The organism is Sporosarcina aquimarina (genome assembly GCF_033253705.1).
In the GTDB taxonomy this organism is placed as follows: Bacteria; Bacillota; Bacilli; order Bacillales_A; family Planococcaceae; genus Sporosarcina; species Sporosarcina aquimarina.
The window spans coordinates 461,728-481,959 of record NZ_JAUBDH010000002.1 but is presented as its reverse complement, the minus strand read 5'-3'; the positions used below and the strand labels follow the sequence as shown (position 1 = coordinate 481,959).

The window sequence follows — 20,232 nt, the reverse complement described above, 5'->3', positions numbered from 1 at the left end:
AACAGCGTCACTGCAAGGTTTGGACACCTGCTGGTTTAATGTGAAAGTCAGCTTTCACACCTTGACAGGGTAGAGGTCGCTGGTTCGAGCCCAGTAGGAATCATTGGGTGCCAAACCCACGGAAGTATCGTCGGAACAACGATACTTCTCCAAAACAGACCTATTAGGCCGGATGCCTAGGGTCTGTTTTTTTGCGTTGTATTAGTCTGCGCAGCAACTATCAAACGTTTGGAAATCAATTGCATACACCAAAAAGGTTAACTCATCCTTAAGACTTTCTGATGAATTAACCTTTTTATTATACAGTCTGAGCCTTAGTCGAAAATTTAACAATGAAAACGATTTCCGCTGCGAGCAATAAAATCATCGAAATGGAAGCAACACTCGCTATTATAAAGAAGAGTGCGCCAGTTACAATACCGAATGCGAATAGCAAAGCTGCAAAAATCTCCAGCGAGGCTATGTTAGAATGAAAGATGTCATCGCTTTGGTTATTCCGAACAGAGAGAATGAATTGATGGAGGATATAGAAAATCATGACATTGCCGATAGCTGCAAGGACAAGAACGGTTAATGCGGTCAGCGAGCCAAATGCTGTAGACATCTCAATCGTCTGAATGGAATGCCCCGAGCCGTTCAAAAGGGTGAAAACGACACTATGGATCATCATGAGTAAAATAATTAGCTGCATCTTTTTGTTGTTTTTAGAAAAATATCCGATTTTCTTTAACCCCAAGTAAATAAGGAGATAACCAACAATATTTGTACTATAAAAAAACACTCCTGTATCAAAGAAATGTAAATTGACTTTAGCAAATACGAATAGTACCCCCAATATGAACAGTTCCATACGTTTCCTCCCTTATTAACGCACTTTGTAGTTGTAATTTTACAATATATAGATAATTAAAACAATATATGTATGAAAACATATCCCTAACTAGGAGGATTTCTAATGAATGTTAATTTAACGCTCCCTTATTCTTATGATTTTGATAGGGCTCTTGAGCGACTTGCGGGAAACCCTGTACATTCGGTAAATCTTGAACAGCGTTGCGTTCATGTCCCTATGGACGAAGGAAATATAGTAACAGTGCAAGCTACAGGTACTCTTTACGAACCTTCCTTTATTATTAAAGGGGTGTATTCAGAAAAACAGCTTGACCATATCAAATGGGTTTTTCACTTCGAAGAATCACTTGATGGCATTGCGGTTCATTTTTCAAAAACAGATTTGGCACCGATTTTTAAAGAACATCTGGGAACGCCTTTAGTCCGCAGTTTTTCGCTTTACGGAGAATTGATGAAAAGCATTATCCATCAACAGTTAAATATGTCATTCGCAAATGTGCTTCTGATGAGATTTGTTGAAAAGTATGGATCCGAAATTGATGGTGTATGGGTTTATCCGGAGCCTGAACGGATTGCCACTGTTCCGGTTGAAGAACTAAGGGAACTGCAATTCAGTACTCGAAAAGCGGAATATGTAATCGGGCTTTCACAAGCAATTGCTTCAAATGTATTGGATTTGGAATCGCTTAGAGAGAAATCGGATGAAGAAGTGACAACAGAATTGACTGCCTATCGCGGTGTAGGACCTTGGACAGCTCAAGGGTTTCTGATGTTCGGTCTCGGTCGAGCTAATTTATTTCCAGTAGCGGATGTAGGACTCCAAAACGCACTTAAGAAACTTTGGCAGTTAGATCGTAAGCCTACCCAAGATGAGATGCGTGCACGGTTCCAGGATTGGTCTCCTTATTTAAGCTATGCCGCATTGTATTTGTGGAGAAGTATTGAAGTCTCACCTATGAAATAAAATTCGAATTTCAGCACATGATAACAGAGCACTATCCAGCAAAAGTCCAATATAAAAAAACACAATGTGTAATTTCCACATACAAAAACAGCTTCTCTATTTAGTTAAGCAAAAAGAGAAGCTGTTCTATGTATCGAAGTCTAAGCAAAAAGAAAAACCGAATAATTCATTTTTCAAAATTAGTTAACGACCTCTTGGGAAAGTTCTTCGTCTTTGAAATACAGGAAGTGTTCATCATCTAATTCATTCATCCGTTCTTTGTTAAGTCCCGCTGCTAAATCGCCTTCGAAAATGGTCTCCCACCAAGTTTCAGTTGTTGTCATCATAAGTTCCTCCCTTTACGATCTGGTTGGTTGCTTTCATGTAACAATCTTTACCCTAACTCACTCAGACATGAAACGTTCTTTTTGAAAAAGACTCCGATAGTCCCGAGAATTATTCGATTTGTTCAGCTGCCTGATGATCTTAGTATATGAATCGACAGCACTCCCTAACCTGCGTAATTTGTCGGAATTCGAAAAGAGGAAAACAGTACCTTTAGAGTCATTGACTTTCGATAATTACTTTGGTAGTGGAAGTTCAGATTTTTGCGTATCGACTAAAGGGCCGTTAAGATAGAGGAAACCGTTTCGTTGAAGGAGGAACTCCCATGAACTTTACACCTGCTGATGTAGAAAAGATGATTGAGCGGCAGCATGACTTTTATTTTTCTGGCGCAACACGACCTGTTGAATTCAGAAAGGAAATGTTGAACCGCTTGAAAGAAGCGATTCAAACTCATGAAGAGGAAATAGAAGCCGCTCTTTATAAAGATTTACGTAAAAATGCTTTTGAAGCGTATGTAACTGAAATTGGTTTCGTCCTTTCCAGTATTGGTCATGTATTAAAACATCTAGATGAATGGATGGAGCCCGAAACTGCCAAAACACCTCTTTACTTACAACCTGGAAAAAGTTTTGTACTTCAAGAACCGTACGGATCAGTGCTGGTCATAGGACCCTTTAACTATCCGTTTCAACTTGTGATGGAACCCATTGTCGGTGCAATCGCAGGAGGGAACTGTGTCGTAGTGAAACCTGCGGAAACAGCTCCACATACAGCTGCTATTATCAGAAAGATTTTAGAAGAGCAATTTCCTTCCGATTATATTCGCGTAGTAGAAGGAGCAAAAGAAGAGACTTCAGCCTTAATACACGCTTCTTTTGATAAAATCTTCTTCACTGGAAGTGTAGCTGTTGGGAAAATAGTGATGAAGGCAGCGTCAGAACGGCTGACACCAATTACACTTGAACTTGGCGGTAAAAGTCCAGCTATCGTAGATCAGACTGCTGATTTAAAAATTGCAGCTGAACGTATTGTATGGGGGAAGTTTTCAAATGCAGGGCAAACTTGTGTCGCTCCCGACTATGTAATGGCTCACGCTTCAGTTAAAGAGCAGCTGATCAAAGAGATGAAGAAAGCTATTCGACGGTTTTATGGTGAGGATGCATCTGCCAGCAGCGATTATGGCCGTATTGTAAATGAAAAACAATACGATCGGCTGAAAGCTATTTTGAACAAAGAGCAATCCTTCATCAAATTTGGCGGAAGCACGAACAAAGCAGATCTATATATTGAACCCACAGTATTAGAAGGAGTCCGATTCGACAGCCCGTCAATGGAAGATGAATTGTTCGGACCAATTCTACCGGTTCTCGAATATCAAAACTTAGGTGCCGTTCTCCATCAAATCCGAAAATTACCTAAACCGCTCGCGGGCTATATGTTCACTGAAAATGAAGAAGCTGCGGCTTACTTTACAGAACAACTGCCGTTCGGCGGCGGATGCATAAATGATACGATTTCACATGTCGGAAACATTTACTTGCCATTTGGCGGCATAGGTTCTTCTGGACAAGGGAATTATCACGGAAAAGCAAGTTTTGATGCATTTACACATAAGAAAGCTATGATGAACCGCAGTACGGCAATTCCAATGCGGGCTGCTTTTCCTCCGTATGGCAACAAACTGAAATACATTAAACCGCTGATTCGTTAAGAACAGCGGTTTTTATTTGGATTTATGAATTCAGCAATGACGTAGCGGGTAAAAAAACGTATAATAAACGTATTGCCTGAAAAAAGAGCAGAAAGCCGAACGATGGTTCCACACTTCTGCGAGGTACGGCTGAACGGAGGAGTACAATGAATACAAAACAATTGTTGGCGATTTTGCCAGTTAAACAACTAGTGGGTCAATTGCCCGAAGAAATAACAGATTTAACCGCGGATTCCAGAGCAATCAGTGCAGGGGGCATGTTTGTCTGCATTGAAGGGTTTACTGTGGATGGACATAATTATGTGAAACAAGCAGAAGAAGCTGGGGCACGAGTCATTGTCGCTTCAAAACCCATCAAAGTGGATTCAGAAAGAATAGCAGTCATTTACGTCGACAATACGTCTAGAGCAATCAGTTTACTCGCATCAGTTTGGTGTGAGTATCCTTCTAAAAAGATGACGATGATTGGTGTGACTGGCACAAATGGAAAGACAAGTGTCAGTAACATTATCCACGGAATTTTAATGGGCGCGGGTGAACGCTCAGCAGTTTCAGGAACAATTGGTTTTAATTTGGACGGTGTTCTATACGAAACTGAGAATACAACAGCGGATGTCTTGACGACTCAAAAAATGATCAGACAAGCTGTTGAAGAAGGCTGCGACACAATGACGATGGAAGTTTCTTCTCACGGACTCGTTGAAGGCAGACTCGCGGGTACAGAGTTTGACATCGCGATTTTCATGAACTTGACCCATGATCACTTGGATTTCCATGGAACTATGGAAAGCTACGGCAATGCAAAAGGTCTGCTTTTTGCTCAGCTAGGACAAGACTTAGAAAAACGAAAAGTAGCTGTATTAAATGCGGATGATCCTTGGCATAGTAAAATGAAAGAAATGACTTCATATCCTGCGTTTACTTTCGGTATTCATTCCGATGCAATGTTCAGAGCAACTGACATCGATCTCAGAACAGATGGGACAACATTTACACTGGATACTCCAGAAGGAAACTATACAGTGGAGATGAGGATGATTGGCGAGTTTAGTGTTTCGAATGCACTCGCTGCAATCACAGCTCTCTATGCAAAAGGGTTAGCCATTCCTGATATTATAGAGCCGCTCCGCTATCTGGCACCGATTAAAGGCCGGATGGAGCGCGTCGAAACGGATTTACCTTTAACGATCTATGTGGACTATGCCCATTCTGCGGATGCAATTGAAAAAGCGATTGCAGCTGTATTACCATATAAACCAGCTCAATCTAAACTGATTTTCATCATTGGCACTGGTGGAAACCGGGATCGGAAAAAACGTCCAGTGATGGCGGAAAAAGCATCTGCCGCCGATTACGTCATATTGACTACGGATGATCCAAGGGACGAGCCATACGATTCGATTACATCCGAATTGGCATCAGGGATGACTCATGATCAGTTCGCTTGTATCGGAGATCGTGAAGCGGCTGTTCGTCATGCAATTGAAGTTGCGGATGCAGGAGATATCATCATATTCGCAGGTAAAGGCCACGAGGATTTTCAAATTATCGGCTCTACAAAATATCCGCATTCTGATGCGTCCATAGCATTGGAAGAAGCGGAGAAGAAATTTGGTAAAGGCTTGATCGGCAAATAATTGTCGAGCTCGTATACGAAGGAGAATAACTAAATGAATAAACAAATGGAACAAGATATCGCTTCGCGAAGAACCTTCGCCATTATCTCTCACCCGGATGCCGGGAAAACGACTATGACTGAAAAGCTGCTATACTTTGGCGGAGCTATTCGCGATGCGGGTACAGTGAAGGGTAAAAAAACAGGGAAGTATGCAACTTCTGACTGGATGGAAATTGAAAAGCAACGGGGAATCTCGGTGACTTCTTCAGTTTTACAGTTCGATTATGATGGAAAACGCGTAAACATTTTGGATACTCCCGGACACGAAGATTTCAGTGAAGATACGTATCGAACACTCATGGCAGTCGATGCTGCTGTTATGATGGTCGATTCAGCAAAAGGTATTGAACCTCAGACCATCAAGCTCTTCAAGGTTTGTCGTATGCGCGGCATTCCAATTTTCACGTTCATTAACAAAATGGACCGTCAAGGTAAAGAACCTTTAGAACTTATGGAAGAACTTGAAGAAGTTCTTGGAATCCAATCGTACGCTATGAACTGGCCAATCGGTATGGGAAAAGAGTTCATGGGAATTTACGATCGCTACAATCACCGTATTGAACAAGCACGTGTTGAAGGCGAAGAGAAGTTTTTAAAGCTTGACGAGGAAGGTCAGCTTGCGAATCCGCATCCAATGATGGAAACTTCTTATTATAAGCAAGCAGTTGAAGATGCGCTTCTTCTTGAAGAAGCAGGGAATGAATTCGATACCGACCGAATTGCACGGGGCGAACTGACCCCAGTATTCTTTGGCAGTGCATTGACTAACTTTGGAGTGCAAACTTTTTTAGAAACATTTTTGAAATTTGCACCTTCACCACAACCGCGCCTAACAGCGAATGAACAATACGTAGATCCAATGAATGAAGAGTTTTCAGGATTCATCTTTAAAATACAAGCAAATATGAATCCGGCTCACCGGGATCGTATCGCATTTGTACGGATTGTATCTGGAGCTTTTGAGCGGGGAATGACAGTAAATATTCCGCGGATCAGCAAGACAGTAAAACTTTCACAAACGACACAATTTTTAGCAGATGACCGTGAAACAGTCAATGATGCGGTAGCTGGCGATATTATTGGACTTTACGATACAGGAAACTATCAAATTGGAGATACCGTGGTCGGTGGCAAGTCATCTTATCAATTTGAATCGCTGCCACAATTTAACCCAGAATTATTTGTACGAGTTACTGCAAAAAATGTAATGAAATCGAAACACTTCCATAAAGGAATCCTTCAACTCGTTCAAGAAGGAGCTATCCAGTTCTACAAAACTTTGCATACTGAAGAAGTAATACTGGGAGCTGTAGGACAGCTGCAGTTCGAAGTATTCGAGCATCGAATGAAAAATGAATACAATGTGGAAGTTTCAATGGAGCACATCGGCTCTAAAGTAGCCCGTTGGATTGAAAACGAAGCGGATGTAAAAGAATCTATGACGGGACCGCGTTCAATGCTTGTTAAAGATCGTTTTGATAACTTAGTCTTCTTATTTGAGAATGACTTTGCTATGCGTTGGTTTAGTGACAAGTTCCCAGACATTCGTTTGTACAGCCTTCTATAAATAATATCATTTGATAACCCGTTACATTTTTGTGTACGGGTTTTTATTTAAATTCAAATTTTCAAACGTTCTGTTTGAACTCAAGCGTCGCATTGCATATGATGAAAGTACTGTATTTTACAAAGGGGACGCGCACATGAAAATTAGTGATTTTTCTATTAAACGCCCGGTATTCACGATTGTCACGATGTTCTTAATCATCATTTTAGGAGCTGTGTCATTTTTCAGGATACCTGTCACACTTATTCCAGATCTAAATCCACCCGTCGCAGTAGTCGTTGCAAATTATGGAGGTGCCTCACCTACTGAAGTGAGCGAGAAACTCACAAAACCTTTAGAAGAGAGCCTTTCCACATCACCTGGACTTAAATCTTTACAATCGACATCTCAAGAAGGAGCTACATTGGTCTTCATGATGTTTGACTGGTCAGCTGATATTGATGATGTTCAACTGGACATCCTTCAACGGATTGACCAAGTTCCTGTTCCTGAAGGAGCAGATAAGCCACGATTCATGAAATTTGACCCATCCCAATTCCCGGTTATTCAGCTTGCTCTTAAAACAGGTTCAAAAGATGTTGATATCCGTAAAATTGCTGAGGACCTAGAAAAGCAATTACGTCAAACTGAAGGCGTAGCCAGTGTAAGTGTTTCCGGTAAATTAGTGGAAGAAATTCAAGTAATCCTGGATGAAAAGAAATTGCAGGCGAACGGACTGACCCAGGCTGAAGTCTTACAAGCCATTCAAGCTTCTAACGTTACCATGCCAGGGGAGCCCGTAAGTGAAGCTGGCGGAAAAGAGCTTACGACACGAATTATTAGTACACTCAACAATGCAGATGATGTGAAAAACGTCATTATCGGACCGAATCCAAAAACGGGGAAGCGGCTGTATGTTAAGGATGTTGCAGCAGTAAATCTCGCTGAACAAGATACGAATACTATTACTCGCGCAAATGACAAACAAGCAGTATTGCTTTCCGTCTTACAAGAGTCCGGAGCAAATACCGCTGAAGTTTCGAAGTCTTTCAAACAATCATTAGATCGCTTGTTAGATGAAAAACAATATAAAGATGTCGATGCAGACATTTTGTTTGACCAAGGGGATTACGTCAAATTGGCGATTAACAACATTGGCCAATCACTTATCCTAGGTGGCATATTTGCCATGATTGTCTTATTCTTCTTCTTGAGAGGAATCCGAAGTCCTATTATTATCGGGGTTGCGATTCCATATTCAGTCATCGTGACATTTGTGCTCATGTTTTTTGCGGACTTCTCATTGAACATCATGACGTTAGGTGCATTAGCACTCGGAATAGGAATGCTCGTCGATAATGCCATCGTCGTCATCGAAAATATTGAACGGCATCTTGCGATGGGGAAAGAACGAAAAGTTGCAGCTAGTGAAGGTTCAAAAGAAATTGCAGGAGCTATCATCGCATCGACACTGACAACACTTGCAGTATTCGTTCCTGTTATTTTCATAAGCGGACTAATTGGTCAAATCTTTACCCAGTTCGCGTTAACGATTTCGTTTAGTCTGTTTGCTTCTTTAGTTGTTGCACTCACAGTTGTGCCGATGATGGCAAGCCGGATGTTGCGTAAACCGCGCCGTAATGTGGAAGCGCGCAGACGTCGTTCGAAGACATTGAATACGTTTGAGAAATCTATTAAGTGGTCGCTTGCCCATAGATTCATTATCTTAACGATCACTACAGTTTTACTTGTTGCTAGTGGTCTTGGACTATTTAAAGTCGGTACTGAGTTTTTACCATCGACCGATGAAGGGTTTTTCAGTATTACTGTAGACACACCGAATGGCTCTTCACTAGACACGACAAACAACGCTGTTAAAAAAGTGGAAGACATCTTAAAGAAGCAAAAAGATGTCGATGTCTATGTGAGTCTAGTGGGTGGTACACAACAATCTATGGCTCAAGGCGGTTCGCAAGCAGACACTGCTGAAATGTACGTGAAACTGAAGGCGCTGGATGATCGCGACCGTTCAGTCTTCGAATTCATGGATGATGTGAAACCTAAAGTTGAAAAAGCGATTGGAGATACAGCGGAAGTGAGCTTCAATGTTCAAGCAGCTGCAGGATCCAGTCCAAATACATTGTCGTTTGCATTAGAAGATACAGACGAGTCACGGTTAAACAAAGCTACTGAAAAAGTAGACAAAGCACTTCGTGAGCTTGACGGTGTAACTGAAGTATCCAACAATCTTATGGACACTGTTGAGGAAGTCCAAGTAACCGTAGATCGTAAACTTGCAGCAGACTTTGGATTTGCACCTGTCCAAGTTGCACAGACGATTACCGATATTACTCGCGGTTCGTTTGCAACTCAAATCGTCGATGAAGACGATCAGGTGTTAACCGTCAATATCCAATATGATAAAAAGTTTTATAAAGATACCGATGCATTACGTAAAATTAAGCTGCGTTCCCAAACAGGTCAATATATTAAACTTGGCCAATTGGCAACAATCGACATTGCAGAAGGGCCCGTTGCAATTCAACGTGTAGACCAAGCGCACTCCGTTTCATATGATGTTAAATATGAAAACTCTCGTTCGCTTGGAGAAATGACTGCTGCAGTGAATGACACAATTGATGAACTTAAATTGCCTGATGATGTGAAAATGTCATATAGCGGAGACCGTGAACTCTTCGAAAGTGCAGCAAATGATATGTTACTCGCGCTTATACTCGCAGTAGTGCTTGTATACATCGTCATGGCAGCACAGTTTGAATCCTTTAAGTATCCGTTCGTCATCATGTTCTCAGTGCCGCTTATGATCATTGGTGTCGCAATCGGATTAGTCGTAACTAATACGCCGATTAGTGTAACCTCTATCATTGGTATCCTTGTATTAGTAGGAATTGTAGTGAACAACGGAATTGTGTTGGTTGACTATATCAACCAGCAAAAAGCTGCAGGGATGAGATCGTACGAAGCGATTGTAGTTTCTGTCAGAAATCGTGTGCGTCCGATATTGATGACTGCTCTTACAACTATCCTAGGTTTGCTGCCTCTTGCTCTTGGTATCGGAGAAGGAACGGAAATCAACCAACCGATGGGGATAGCCGTAATCGGAGGATTGATCAGTTCTACGCTCTTGACGCTCTTCATCGTTCCGATTATTTATAGTTTGTTCGATAAAGAAACGAGAAGACGTGCTCGTCCTAAAACAAACACGGAGAGTACCGACAACGCATAATACTACAAGCAGAGGAGTATCTATCCTCTGCTTTTTTTGACTCTAATTATACTGGACAAACTTTCATACTATGGGCACGTTGTTCATATACTTAAAGTAACTGCAAAGGAATGTGACAGTCGATTAAATCCACAGCTGCTCTCCTATACGATTCTCCTTAAGGGACTATAAATATGTCGAAAGTAAAACAAGCCGCTGAAATAATTTCGAGTATTATAGAGGTTCTGTTTACAGATCAATGTTCCCTTAGTATAATGAAGAGAGAAAAGTACCCAACAACTGAATGTCTTTGACGTTTGTCAAAGGGGAGTAGCTATAGGGAAACCTATTTCATAGTCGTCAATACATGGTGATACAGCGCCATCGGTTATGATAGCTGGATTTTACACAAATTCCGACTTAGCGAGACCTTTGCCTATTATTAGGTGAGGGTTTTTTTGATGGGAAAAATAAGGAGGAATTTCTAGTGGAAACGATTTTTTTAGAATACGCGTGGGTGCTCCTTGTACTTATCGTGTTGGAAGGGCTGCTTGCTGCCGATAACGCTGTGGTAATGGCGGTGATGGTAAAACACCTTCCGAAGCTGCAGCAGAAAAAGGCGTTGTTTTACGGACTGTTAGGAGCTTTTGTTTTCAGGTTCGGGGCATTGTTCCTGATTACGTTCTTAGTTAATATTTGGCAAATCCAAGCGCTCGGCGCAATTTACTTATTGTACATTTCAATAAAGAATATCTACGACCAAAAACATCACAAAGCAGATGATCCGACGAAAAAGAAAAGGAAGAAATCGGGATTCTGGATGACAGTACTAAAAGTGGAATTGGCAGATATCGCATTCGCCTTGGATTCAATGCTTGCGGCGGTTGCACTTGCTGTGACACTGCCGGAACTTGGAAATTTCCACATTGGCGGCATTAACGGCGGACAATTCATAGTCATGCTCTTAGGTGGTATCGTCGGTTTGGTATTGATTCGATTTGCAGCTCGTCAGTTTGTTACGCTTCTTGAGAAATATCCTGCTCTTGAAACTGCAGCGTTCCTGATTGTCGGCTGGGTAGGCGTGAAATTGACAGTGATGACGTTATCGCATCCGAATGTCCAGATTCTCGACACGGAATTCCCTCACTCCTTCATATGGAAATTGACATTCTGGGGAGTCCTTGCAGCAATTGCCATCGGTGGATGGCTCACAGCTGTATCGGGGAAGCGCAAAATCAGTAATAATTAAAAACAAAGCTGCCTGAAGCGATGATATATTATCGCATCAGGCAGTTTTTCTTTATTTTTATGAATGGATTGAACAAACAAGTATCAGACCATGCTAAGGAACATACACATTTTCTCTGACACGACAAATTCGAATATGGTATGATTATGTCCTCCTGAAGGAAAGGATCGGATGAAAATGAAACTGAATCGAGAAAGTTTACACAGGTTTACACCTGCTCAATTAATTGTGTTCTATTACTTTTTAGCTATCGCTTTTTCATTTCTTTTAATGAATCTGCCTGGCGTTTATAAACCTGGCGTGAAAGTTTCGTTCATCGACAGCTTATTCACAGCGGTTAGTGCAGTCAGTGTCACAGGACTCACTCCAATTAGTATCGCAGGAACTTACACAGTCTTTGGACTATGCATGCTCATGCTCGTTCTGCAGCTAGGCGGCATCGGAATTATGTCGATTGGTACATTCTTTTGGCTATTAGTCAAAAAACGGATTGGCTTGCGTGAACGGCAATTAATCATGGTCGATCACAATCAGTACACGCTGGCGGGTGTCGTTCAACTTATTAAACAAATTGTCCGTATCATTTTGATGATAGAAATTATCGGGGGAATCACGTTAACTTTATATATCATGCCGCTTTACGATAAGTTTTCCGAAGCGTTATTAAATGGAATGTTCCTTTCTGTATCCGCAACGACAAATGCGGGTTTTGACATTACAGATGCATCTTTATTGCCTTATTTCAATGATTACTTTGTTCAAACCATCATTATGATGCTCATTATATTAGGGGCAATTGGATTCCCGGTTCTTGTAGAAGTAAAGAGTTTCTTCTCGAAAAAGGTTCCGCATTTTAGATTCTCTCTATTTACTAAAATAACAACAGCTACTTTCGGCATTCTGCTTGCTGGTGGTGCAGTAATGATCTTTGTCTTGGAGTCTTTTCATTCTTTCAAAGGGATGTCGTGGCACGAAAAGATTTTTTCGTCCTTGTTCCATTCAGTATCAGCAAGATCAGCAGGGTTAACAACGTATGATATTACGAATTTTAGTGATGCTACCGATATTTTAATAAGCTCTCTTATGTTTATAGGAGCTTCTCCAAGTTCAGTGGGAGGCGGGATTCGAACGACAACATTCGCAATCGCAATCTTGTTTCTTATCAACTTTGCGAAAGGTAAAGATGTTATTCACATTTTTAAAAGGAGAATTAAACTTGTCGACATTTTTCGCTCTTATGCCGTCATCTTGCTAGCATGCTTCATGGTCATTGTTGCATTATTAATCTTGTTGATCACAGAGCCGGGAGTTCCAGTAGTTTCGTTGTTATTTGAGATTACTTCTGCTTTTGGAACTTGTGGAATGTCGCTCGGAATCACTTCGGATTTATCCATACCAGGAAAATTGATTATTATGGCGCTGATGTTTATTGGTCGGGTAGGATTAATATCGTTCTTATTTACGTTAGGCGGTAAAGTAAATAAAACTTCCTTCAGATATCCTAAAGAACGCGTAATAATCGGTTAAAATAAGTTGTATAGTATTTTCATTAAAAGTAAACAGGCTCAATGTAGGATTCACAGTTTCTTTATTTGGAAGAATATTTAATCAATATGAGTCATAATACCTATATGAGGAATGTGTGAAATGTGGAATAATTTGAGTAACGAAATGATATACGGAAATAAATAGGTTATAATTTTAAATTTTAAATCATAACTTATCTGTACGACCACAGGAGGTTTAAGGATGATTGATCAATTAGATAATGTGAACGAAAGCATGTCTCTTTTTGTTGAGGACAATCGCAACCCTTGTATTTTGGTTAGTATGGATGGTGTGATTACGCATACTAACTCTTTGTTTGAAAACAAATTCACGTTGAAGAGAAATGATAACTTCTTGTCTCTTCTCACAAGACATGGATTACGACGATGGAATGACTTTAAAACTGATTCTACTGAAACAAAAGTGGGTTTGTTTGAAAACTTAGTGATGTTGTCAAAAGGAAATGTTGAATGCTTATGCAAAGCTCACGTTTTTTACTCCAGCAGCAGAAATGCCGCTACGATCACTTTTGTCTTACCGGCGGTTTGTGATGAACTTCCTGATTCTGCATATGTAGGCTGTTTTACTAATGCAAATAGGACTATTTTGATGGTGGACAATGAAGGTGTTATTGTCGATGTCAATAATCGGGTAAAGGACATATTCAATTTAACTAGAAGCGCAGTAATCGGAAAACGAATCCAGACAATTTATAGGAAATTCAATACGCAAAAATCAGATGGCGAATCCAAATATGCAGAGTATATCAAAGCATTAAAAACGTATGGAGAAGTTTTGTTTACGGAGCGATTCGAAAATAATCCGAATGATATACAGTTTTTAGAAATACATGCTGTATACAATAACGACAGTGACATGTATATCGTTGAGTTGCAAGACCGTACAGAAATCGAGATGCTCCGCAGACAGCTGGATCATTCAGGTTCTTTGTCCACAGTTGGTCAAATGGCGGCGAGCATTGCTCATGAAATTCGTAATCCCATGACCACGTTAAAAGGATTTGTACAACTTATGGAAGTTACGGCGACAGGAGACACTGCTAAATATTTACAAGTAGTAGATGATGAGCTTCAAAGGATGGAGTCCATTCTAAAAGAAATGTTAATGTTGTCTAAACCTTCCGAAGAAAAAAATTCAGAGTTTTCATTGGGTGTACTCATTACAAAAGTATTGGAAATTATGAAGCCTAAAGCAATGTTTGAATCGATTCACATAGATTGGCATGACGCTTCGTTTTGCAATTCCATGATCTATTCCAATGCGGACAAGCTTAAGCAAGTGTTGCTGAATATTTTTAAAAATGCTTTTGAAGCGATGGAACCCGGAGGGGTGTTGACTTTAAAGCTTAAGAAAGCGGAAAATGATTCGTTTCAGCTCACTGTGTCGGATACAGGTAAGGGGATGTCCACTGTCCAAATTCAAAGCATATTTATGCCTTTCTTCACTTCGAAACCTGAGGGGACTGGTTTAGGATTGCCTTTTGTTTTAAAGACAATGGAAGACCTTGGAGGCGCTATAGCAGTAACTAGTAAGCCGGATGAAGGAACAACATTCACTCTTGCGTTCCCACAAAATTGTCTGGAGCAAAAGACAAGCTTTCAACACAATTCAGCAAACTAATTTTAAAGACTTAGTTTTTTTTGACGGAATACTATTGTAACCGCTATACTATTTTTATAGTTCAAATTGGAAAACAGCAGGTGAATAAATTTATGAGTAATGCAAACGAACGCGCCCTCAAGTTATTTGTAGTGTTGTCGAGAGCAAACAAAGTATTACATGAAGAGACAAATCAACTTATCTCATCGAAGGGCTTGAATCCGACTGAGTTTGCGGTGCTAGAACTGCTGTATCATAAAGGTAAACAGCCAATCCAGAAGATTGGTGAAAAAATTCTAATGCGCAGTGGCTCTATGACATATGTTATTAACAAACTAGAGTCAAATGGTTATCTAGAACGTGAAGTCAATTCAATCGACAAGAGAGTCACATATGTGGAGATTACTGAACAAGGTGAACAACTCATGAGCAGTTTATTTCCAGATCATGCCGTCAAAATCACTGAATTGCTTTCAGTTTTAAGTCCAGAAGAACAAGACCAAGCAACAGCGCTGATGCAGAAATTAGGCTTATCGATTCGTGATTTATCATAAAAAAGCTGAACGGCAATTGCCGTTCAGCTTTTTTGATATTATTTAGCTTGAATTGTTTCAGCCATACGCAAGAAATCATCATAATACTTTTCATCAGTATTATCATACATCATAACGCGGACTAGCAAATCATCGCGCTGGAAGATCATAGCTGTAATCGGACCTTCGGCAGCGGCAACACGGTATGCTTTCAATTTTTCGAAATCATCATTCTGAGGAAGCAGCTTTTCATCTGTCAGTTCAACAGGGGATGCCTCAGAACTAGAAGCAGCAAGCGTTTCATTCCAGTTCTCCAGTGATTTATCGTAATCTGATTCGGAAGCTTTTGTTGTTTCAACTTTCATGAAGTATTCTGAGTCAGCTTCCGCGTAGAGTACGTCACGGCCGGGTTCTTCACTTGTCAGCTTATACTCAGGGAGCACTTGCATTTTGAAGTCTTGTTCATCACTGTCTGTGTCTTCAGCGCCTTCTAATGCCGTAGAACCGTCCTCAGCATCTCCAGATTGACTGTCATCTGCCCCAGCTTCTGTGTCATCTGTATTCTCCGAAGTGGCATCATCGCTGTCCGTATCATCCGTTGTAGTATCTTCAGCGTTTTCAGTTGAAGAATCATGGGATTCAGTACCCTCAGTTACAGTACCATCAGTACCTTCAGTTTGATTGGCACCATCAACCGTTGTGTTTTCGTTGTCTTGATCACTTGTATCTGTACCACAAGCAGCTAATAGCAGTGAGGCAGATAATGCTGTATAAAGCAATTTTTTGTTTTTCATACCTAAATCTCCTCCTTATTCAATTTGACGCAGCTGTCAGGTAAAAGTTTCAAGCTTCTTTCTTATGGAGAATCGTATACCGTTTATGGTTAACAACGGTCTTTTCTTCAAGACCCAACTCTTCAAAGTTCTCCATATACGTTAAGTTTACAATTACCGAATTATCATTCACTTTTTCCACGATACCTTGCAGTCCTTCTTTAAATTCAATGATTGAGCCAACCCCTGCAACTTCTATATCATCTATTTCTTCCATATGATTCAACTCCTTTCAAAACTAGTAGAAAAATGGCTGCTAGTACAAAACTAATACCAGTAAAATATCATGAATTAACAGTTTGCACAAATAATAATAGCTAAATAATTCTAGTGTCGCTATTTGTCGAAAAGTTTAGATATCTTCGAGCCGGTTACCATGTTACTCTATAATTAGTTATGTTTTAATTTAAGGAGGGCTGTCCATGGAGTTGATTGAAAAAAGAATTGAGTTTATACGCAAGGAACTTCTAAAGACAGCAAATGAAAAAGGTCTGTCCTCCGACGATACGATTAGACTTAGTGTGGAATTGGATCATTTGTTAAATGTGCATTATTATAATGAATCCAAATCGAATGATAAATGGAGTACGAATATAGAAGTTTGCGGAATTAATACAAAAAGATTATGTTAAATATGTTTAGACCTTGGATAAGCGGGGATACTACTATTGAACACAGCAACATTCTCATTTCCCCCTTTTGAAGACAGTGCCTATCCCGGGCACTGTCTCTTTTTTGTTTTTGTGCAGGAAAATGTAGGTTTGTGAGGAATTATATCTTTATCAGCTAATTTTTAAAAGGGGAGTGTCAGCATGGAGAACGTTTCATTTATCGGTACTGGAGTGATGGGAGCCAGTATTGTTAAGCATTTACTTAAAGCGGGACATCCAGTAACCGTATATACACGTACTAAAGAAAAAGCGGAAGACTTACTGCAAGAAGGTGCACAGTGGGCTTCTTCTGTCGCAGAAGCTGTTACAGGAGCAGATTTAATCTTCAGTATGGTTGGTATGCCGGCAGATGTGGAGGAAATTTACTTTGGAGAGAATGGAATCCTTTCGGCAGGTACGCCGGGACAGATTGTGATCGATATGACTACTTCGAGTCCAGCCCTTGCCATTAAGATTGATAAAGAGGCAGCTGCAAAGGGGATGTTTTCACTCGATGCTCCGGTATCAGGCGGAGATGTGGGTGCGAAAAATGGTACGCTTTCGGTTATGTGCGGCGGCGAAGGGGACGTATTCAGTCGCGTTGAACCTGTCTTTGCATTATTTGGCGGTCAAGTGATTATACAAGGGCCAGCAGGAGCAGGTCAGCACACAAAAATGAGCAACCAATTGGCAATCGCAACAAATATGATCGGAGTTTGTGAAGCGCTCGTCTATGCAGAGAAAGCAGGCTTAAATCCTGAGCGCGTTCTAGAATCTATTACACCGGGAGCAGCTGGTTCTTGGTCCCTGTCAAATCTAGGACCGCGTATGCTGGCTGATAACTTTGAACCAGGTTTTTATACGAAGCATTTCATGAAGGATCTGAAGATTGCATTAGATGAAGCGAAGATGATGGATCTCAAGCTGCCGGGGCTGGAATTGGCAATTCATCTTTATGAAGACTTAATAGCAAAAGGATATGGCGATAAAGGAACACAAGTCTTGTTTAAACACTATAAATGAAAAAAGGATACGCTCAGGCGTATCCTTTTTTCACCGTTTACCATCTAAATAGGAAGACCTGAACACTTCCGTATTGGACACGCGTCTCTTTTTTGTGGGAAGAGGCTTCTTATTAGATGACGGAATTGACTTTTCTCCAACCTCTCCAGCGAATTTCGTCAAAATATCTCTTGCTGCTTTTAGGCTCATACGTTCCTGCGGATTCCTAAACTCTAAATCTTGGGCACCTAAATGCGGCAAATGGGTGAAGTCTTCTTTTTCAGGGAGAGTATGAAAGAGGAATTCCTCACATCGTACGAGGACGGTGGAATGCTGCTTACTGTGTTTTGGATTATCTACAAAGTGCAATCCGACTTTTTCTGCACCGCCAGTAGTAAGAAGTTTGGCGATTGCCTGCTTTTTCAGTTGATAAAGTGGTCGATTATCTGGAGCAGTTTTTGCGTGACGATTAACAGTATAGATTGCGACTGCTAGTTCTCGCAGTGAATTGGCTTCTGCCAATAGCTAGCCCTCCTTCCTAAATAGGAAACTTCAATTTGACAGTATTGTACTAGTAAATCCAATAGAAGTACACAAAAAAAGACACAATCTAGAAAAGATACTTAAACTCTGCACAAAAGGTATGGCTTTATGGAAGTAGATGAAAAGGAGTCTGATTTATGTTACAATTTTGAATGAGTATTCATTCACTTTATAAGGGGGACTAATAATGGATGAGAAAAAAGTGGTTATTGTTACAGGCGGCTCAAATGGAATGGGTAAATACATGGCAAAGAAATTTGCTAAGGACGGCTCTAATGTAATTATTACAGGAAGAGATTTGGAGAAACTGAATGCAGCGAAAGAAGAAATTGGTGAAAATGCATTTGTCTTTCAAATGGATGTGCGACAAATTGAAACAATTGAAGCACTGATCCATTATGCCGATGAAACATTCGGCCGCATTGATGGACTTGTCAACAATGCAGCGGGAAACTTTATCGTACAAGCAGAAGACTTATCGCCGAACGGCTGGAAATCAGTTATCGATATTGTATTGAATGGGACATTTTATTGCTCAAGTGCAGTGATGAATTATTGGAAAGAAAAAGGGCAAAAAGGATCGATTCTGAATATGCTTGCAACCTACGCGTGGGATGCTGGCCCGGGAGTTGTACACTCAGCTGCTGCAAAGGCAGGGGTTATGTCCTTGACAAGGACGCTAGCTGTAGAGTGGGGGAGAAAGTACGGTGTTCGGGTTAACGGAATCGCCCCTGGTCCGATTGAACGGACAGGCGGAGCCGAGAAGTTATTCCAGTCTGAGAAAGCTGCACAGCGGACGATTCAGTCTGTACCGTTAGGACGTGTAGGAAAGCCGGAAGAAATCGCAGAACTGGCTGCTTTCATTATGTCAGACAAGGCCTCCTACATGAATGGCGAAATCGTTACATTAGATGGCGGACAGTGGCTCAACCAATTTCCATTTTAACGGTTAATTTAATCAGTAAATGTCCATCCTACTTCATAAGACAGCTTGGCTAAAAAAGCGGTCGAATGAGGGAAGGTGAAAACATGTTAGATGTGCTATTCGATGTTTGGACAGTACCGGTGGCAGTAGTCATTGCGCTAATTGGCCTAATTGGAGTTCTCGCAGTGCGCAAAAAACCGGAATTCAATCCGGAAGGCGTTCTCAATAGGCAAGATCGAAGTGTGGCGGAGCCGATTGAAGATCACCCCTTTGCACTGAATCCAATTATTTGGGTCTGTCTAGTTGCTGCACTTTTCATGGTGATCATTATTATGTACTACTGGGCCTCTTTCTAATTGAAAGAGGCTTTTCTAATAGAACCCGGTAAATTATGTTAGAATCCTCCGAGAGTTATTCATTTTTTAGGGGGTGGTATGATATAGTAGAAGTGCAGCATAGCTAGAAGTAAATTGCTGCTGAAGGAGCGATTTAAATTGGTTGCTTTGAATAATAATGACTTTTTGGTCATGCCAATATCTGACTATCTGATTTCTTCTGAAAAGGTTGCTCATGTACAGGTTGGAAATAATGCAGAGCATGCACTATTAGTTTTGACGAAAACAGGCTACTCTGCAATTCCAGTGTTGGATGCAAAGTATAAGTTACGCGGATTGTTAGGCATCGGAATGATTACAGATGCGATACTGGGATTAGAACGGATTGAATATGAACGTCTTTCAGATTTGAAAGTGGATGATATCATGCAGACGGATCTGCCACTAATCCGAACGACAGACCGTTTTCAAAAAGGGTTGGATTTACTCATCAACCACACGTTCTTATGCGTAACGGATGAAGAAGGCACATTTGCAGGAATATTGACTCGTCGTGTGATGTTGAAGCAGTTTAAGAAGTACGTATATAGTTCAAGATAAACTGCAAGTGCAGATAGGTATGTACGATGTCTAGAGGCTCTTATAAAAGAGCCTCTTTCTTTTTAAATGGACAGATGTAACAACATTCGA

At 40.7% G+C, this 20,232-nt stretch carries 19 protein-coding genes; 14 read left to right on the top strand and 5 right to left on the bottom strand.

Going from position 1 to position 20,232, the window contains the following annotated elements; translation table 11 throughout:
• Positions 1–298: 298 nt before the first annotated feature.
• The gene (locus QT716_RS05030) at positions 299–850 is read right to left on the bottom strand and encodes a hypothetical protein (RefSeq protein ID WP_317934909.1); all 552 of its coding nucleotides are present in this window, start codon (positions 848–850) and stop codon (positions 299–301) included.
• 105 nt (positions 851–955) lie between these two features.
• Between QT716_RS05030 and QT716_RS05025 the strand changes: the two genes are divergently transcribed.
• The gene (locus QT716_RS05025; protein ID WP_317934908.1) at positions 956–1,816 is read left to right on the top strand and encodes a DNA-3-methyladenine glycosylase family protein; all 861 of its coding nucleotides are present in this window, start codon (positions 956–958) and stop codon (positions 1,814–1,816) included.
• A gap of 179 nt (positions 1,817–1,995) precedes the next feature.
• Here QT716_RS05025 and QT716_RS05020 read toward each other — a convergent pair whose 3' ends face one another.
• Positions 1,996–2,139, bottom strand: coding sequence for a hypothetical protein (locus QT716_RS05020; RefSeq protein ID WP_317934906.1), 144 nt, complete (start codon positions 2,137–2,139; stop codon positions 1,996–1,998).
• Positions 2,140–2,465: 326 nt separating this feature from the next.
• On the opposite strand from QT716_RS05020, the gene QT716_RS05015 reads away from it, so the two are divergent.
• From QT716_RS05015 to QT716_RS04980, 8 genes are all read left to right on the top strand, one after another.
• Positions 2,466–3,854 carry an aldehyde dehydrogenase gene (locus tag QT716_RS05015; protein WP_317934905.1) on the top strand — a complete coding sequence of 463 codons (1,389 nt, stop codon included), beginning with the start codon at positions 2,466–2,468 and terminating at the stop codon, positions 3,852–3,854.
• 146 nt (positions 3,855–4,000) lie between these two features.
• A complete protein-coding gene (locus QT716_RS05010) occupies positions 4,001–5,491 on the top strand; it encodes a UDP-N-acetylmuramoyl-L-alanyl-D-glutamate--2,6-diaminopimelate ligase (protein WP_317934903.1) in 1,491 nt (496 codons plus the stop codon).
• 33 nt (positions 5,492–5,524) lie between these two features.
• Positions 5,525–7,099, top strand: a complete 1,575-nt coding sequence (locus QT716_RS05005; protein ID WP_317934901.1) for a peptide chain release factor 3 — start codon at positions 5,525–5,527, stop codon at positions 7,097–7,099.
• Between the two features lie 136 nt (positions 7,100–7,235).
• Complete coding sequence (locus tag QT716_RS05000; protein ID WP_317934900.1) at positions 7,236–10,325, top strand: efflux RND transporter permease subunit; 3,090 nt, start codon at positions 7,236–7,238, stop codon at positions 10,323–10,325.
• Positions 10,326–10,791: 466 nt separating this feature from the next.
• Positions 10,792–11,553: a TerC family protein gene (locus QT716_RS04995; RefSeq protein ID WP_317934899.1), complete on the top strand. Its 762-nt coding sequence runs from the start codon at positions 10,792–10,794 to the stop codon at positions 11,551–11,553.
• A 177-nt stretch (positions 11,554–11,730) separates the two neighbouring features.
• Entirely contained in the window at positions 11,731–13,080 is a 1,350-nt protein-coding gene (locus QT716_RS04990; protein WP_317934959.1) for a TrkH family potassium uptake protein, read from the top strand.
• Positions 13,081–13,302: 222 nt separating this feature from the next.
• The gene (locus QT716_RS04985) at positions 13,303–14,742 is read left to right on the top strand and encodes an ATP-binding protein (RefSeq protein ID WP_317934897.1); all 1,440 of its coding nucleotides are present in this window, start codon (positions 13,303–13,305) and stop codon (positions 14,740–14,742) included.
• Positions 14,743–14,834: 92 nt separating this feature from the next.
• A complete protein-coding gene (locus QT716_RS04980) occupies positions 14,835–15,275 on the top strand; it encodes a MarR family winged helix-turn-helix transcriptional regulator (RefSeq protein WP_317934895.1) in 441 nt (146 codons plus the stop codon).
• A gap of 38 nt (positions 15,276–15,313) precedes the next feature.
• Here the strand turns inward: QT716_RS04980 and QT716_RS04975 are convergent, their stop codons facing one another.
• Both QT716_RS04975 and QT716_RS04970 read right to left on the bottom strand, forming a co-directional pair.
• Positions 15,314–16,048, bottom strand: coding sequence for a hypothetical protein (locus QT716_RS04975; RefSeq protein WP_317934894.1), 735 nt, complete (start codon positions 16,046–16,048; stop codon positions 15,314–15,316).
• Between the two features lie 49 nt (positions 16,049–16,097).
• Positions 16,098–16,286: a YkvS family protein gene (locus tag QT716_RS04970; RefSeq protein ID WP_455431223.1), complete on the bottom strand. Its 189-nt coding sequence runs from the start codon at positions 16,284–16,286 to the stop codon at positions 16,098–16,100.
• A gap of 223 nt (positions 16,287–16,509) precedes the next feature.
• Here QT716_RS04970 and QT716_RS04965 point away from each other — a divergent pair, with 223 nt between their 5' ends.
• Positions 16,510–16,719, top strand: a complete 210-nt coding sequence (locus QT716_RS04965; protein WP_317934892.1) for an aspartyl-phosphate phosphatase Spo0E family protein — start codon at positions 16,510–16,512, stop codon at positions 16,717–16,719.
• A 180-nt stretch (positions 16,720–16,899) separates the two neighbouring features.
• Positions 16,900–17,760, top strand: coding sequence for an NAD(P)-dependent oxidoreductase (locus tag QT716_RS04960; protein ID WP_317934891.1), 861 nt, complete (start codon positions 16,900–16,902; stop codon positions 17,758–17,760).
• Between the two features lie 30 nt (positions 17,761–17,790).
• Here QT716_RS04960 and QT716_RS04955 read toward each other — a convergent pair whose 3' ends face one another.
• On the bottom strand, positions 17,791–18,261 hold the full coding sequence (locus QT716_RS04955) for a YkyB family protein (RefSeq protein ID WP_317934889.1): 471 nt from the start codon (positions 18,259–18,261) through the stop codon (positions 17,791–17,793).
• Positions 18,262–18,469: 208 nt separating this feature from the next.
• On the opposite strand from QT716_RS04955, the gene fadH reads away from it, so the two are divergent.
• The 3 genes from fadH to cbpB all read left to right on the top strand — a co-directional run bounded on the left by fadH (position 18,470) and on the right by cbpB (position 20,142).
• A complete protein-coding gene (fadH, locus tag QT716_RS04950) occupies positions 18,470–19,228 on the top strand; it encodes a 2,4-dienoyl-CoA reductase (protein ID WP_317934888.1) in 759 nt (252 codons plus the stop codon).
• A 65-nt stretch (positions 19,229–19,293) separates the two neighbouring features.
• The gene (locus tag QT716_RS04945; RefSeq protein ID WP_317934887.1) at positions 19,294–19,563 is read left to right on the top strand and encodes a hypothetical protein; all 270 of its coding nucleotides are present in this window, start codon (positions 19,294–19,296) and stop codon (positions 19,561–19,563) included.
• Between the two features lie 138 nt (positions 19,564–19,701).
• Entirely contained in the window at positions 19,702–20,142 is a 441-nt protein-coding gene (cbpB, locus tag QT716_RS04940; protein WP_317934885.1) for a cyclic-di-AMP-binding protein CbpB, read from the top strand.
• The last annotated feature ends 90 nt before the right edge of the window (positions 20,143–20,232 follow it).

Excerpts from the sequence above, each read along its gene's own strand:
- QT716_RS05005 (WP_317934901.1), top strand. The coding sequence starts at position 5,525 with ATGAATAAACAAATGGAACAAGATATCGCTTCGCGAAGAACCTTCGCC.
- fadH (WP_317934888.1), top strand. The coding sequence starts at position 18,470 with ATGGATGAGAAAAAAGTGGTTATTGTTACAGGCGGCTCAAATGGAATG.
- QT716_RS04975 (WP_317934894.1), bottom strand. The coding sequence starts at position 16,048 with ATGAAAAACAAAAAATTGCTTTATACAGCATTATCTGCCTCACTGCTA.
- QT716_RS04990 (WP_317934959.1), top strand. The coding sequence starts at position 11,731 with ATGAAACTGAATCGAGAAAGTTTACACAGGTTTACACCTGCTCAATTA.
- QT716_RS04985 (WP_317934897.1), top strand. The coding sequence starts at position 13,303 with ATGATTGATCAATTAGATAATGTGAACGAAAGCATGTCTCTTTTTGTT.
- QT716_RS05025 (WP_317934908.1), top strand. The coding sequence starts at position 956 with ATGAATGTTAATTTAACGCTCCCTTATTCTTATGATTTTGATAGGGCT.
- QT716_RS05000 (WP_317934900.1), top strand. The coding sequence starts at position 7,236 with ATGAAAATTAGTGATTTTTCTATTAAACGCCCGGTATTCACGATTGTC.
- QT716_RS05010 (WP_317934903.1), top strand. The coding sequence starts at position 4,001 with ATGAATACAAAACAATTGTTGGCGATTTTGCCAGTTAAACAACTAGTG.
- QT716_RS05015 (WP_317934905.1), top strand. The coding sequence starts at position 2,466 with ATGAACTTTACACCTGCTGATGTAGAAAAGATGATTGAGCGGCAGCAT.
- QT716_RS05030 (WP_317934909.1), bottom strand. The coding sequence starts at position 850 with ATGGAACTGTTCATATTGGGGGTACTATTCGTATTTGCTAAAGTCAAT.
- QT716_RS04965 (WP_317934892.1), top strand. The coding sequence starts at position 16,510 with ATGGAGTTGATTGAAAAAAGAATTGAGTTTATACGCAAGGAACTTCTA.
- QT716_RS04945 (WP_317934887.1), top strand. The coding sequence starts at position 19,294 with ATGAGGGAAGGTGAAAACATGTTAGATGTGCTATTCGATGTTTGGACA.
- QT716_RS04980 (WP_317934895.1), top strand. The coding sequence starts at position 14,835 with ATGAGTAATGCAAACGAACGCGCCCTCAAGTTATTTGTAGTGTTGTCG.
- QT716_RS05020 (WP_317934906.1), bottom strand. The coding sequence starts at position 2,139 with ATGACAACAACTGAAACTTGGTGGGAGACCATTTTCGAAGGCGATTTA.
- QT716_RS04960 (WP_317934891.1), top strand. The coding sequence starts at position 16,900 with ATGGAGAACGTTTCATTTATCGGTACTGGAGTGATGGGAGCCAGTATT.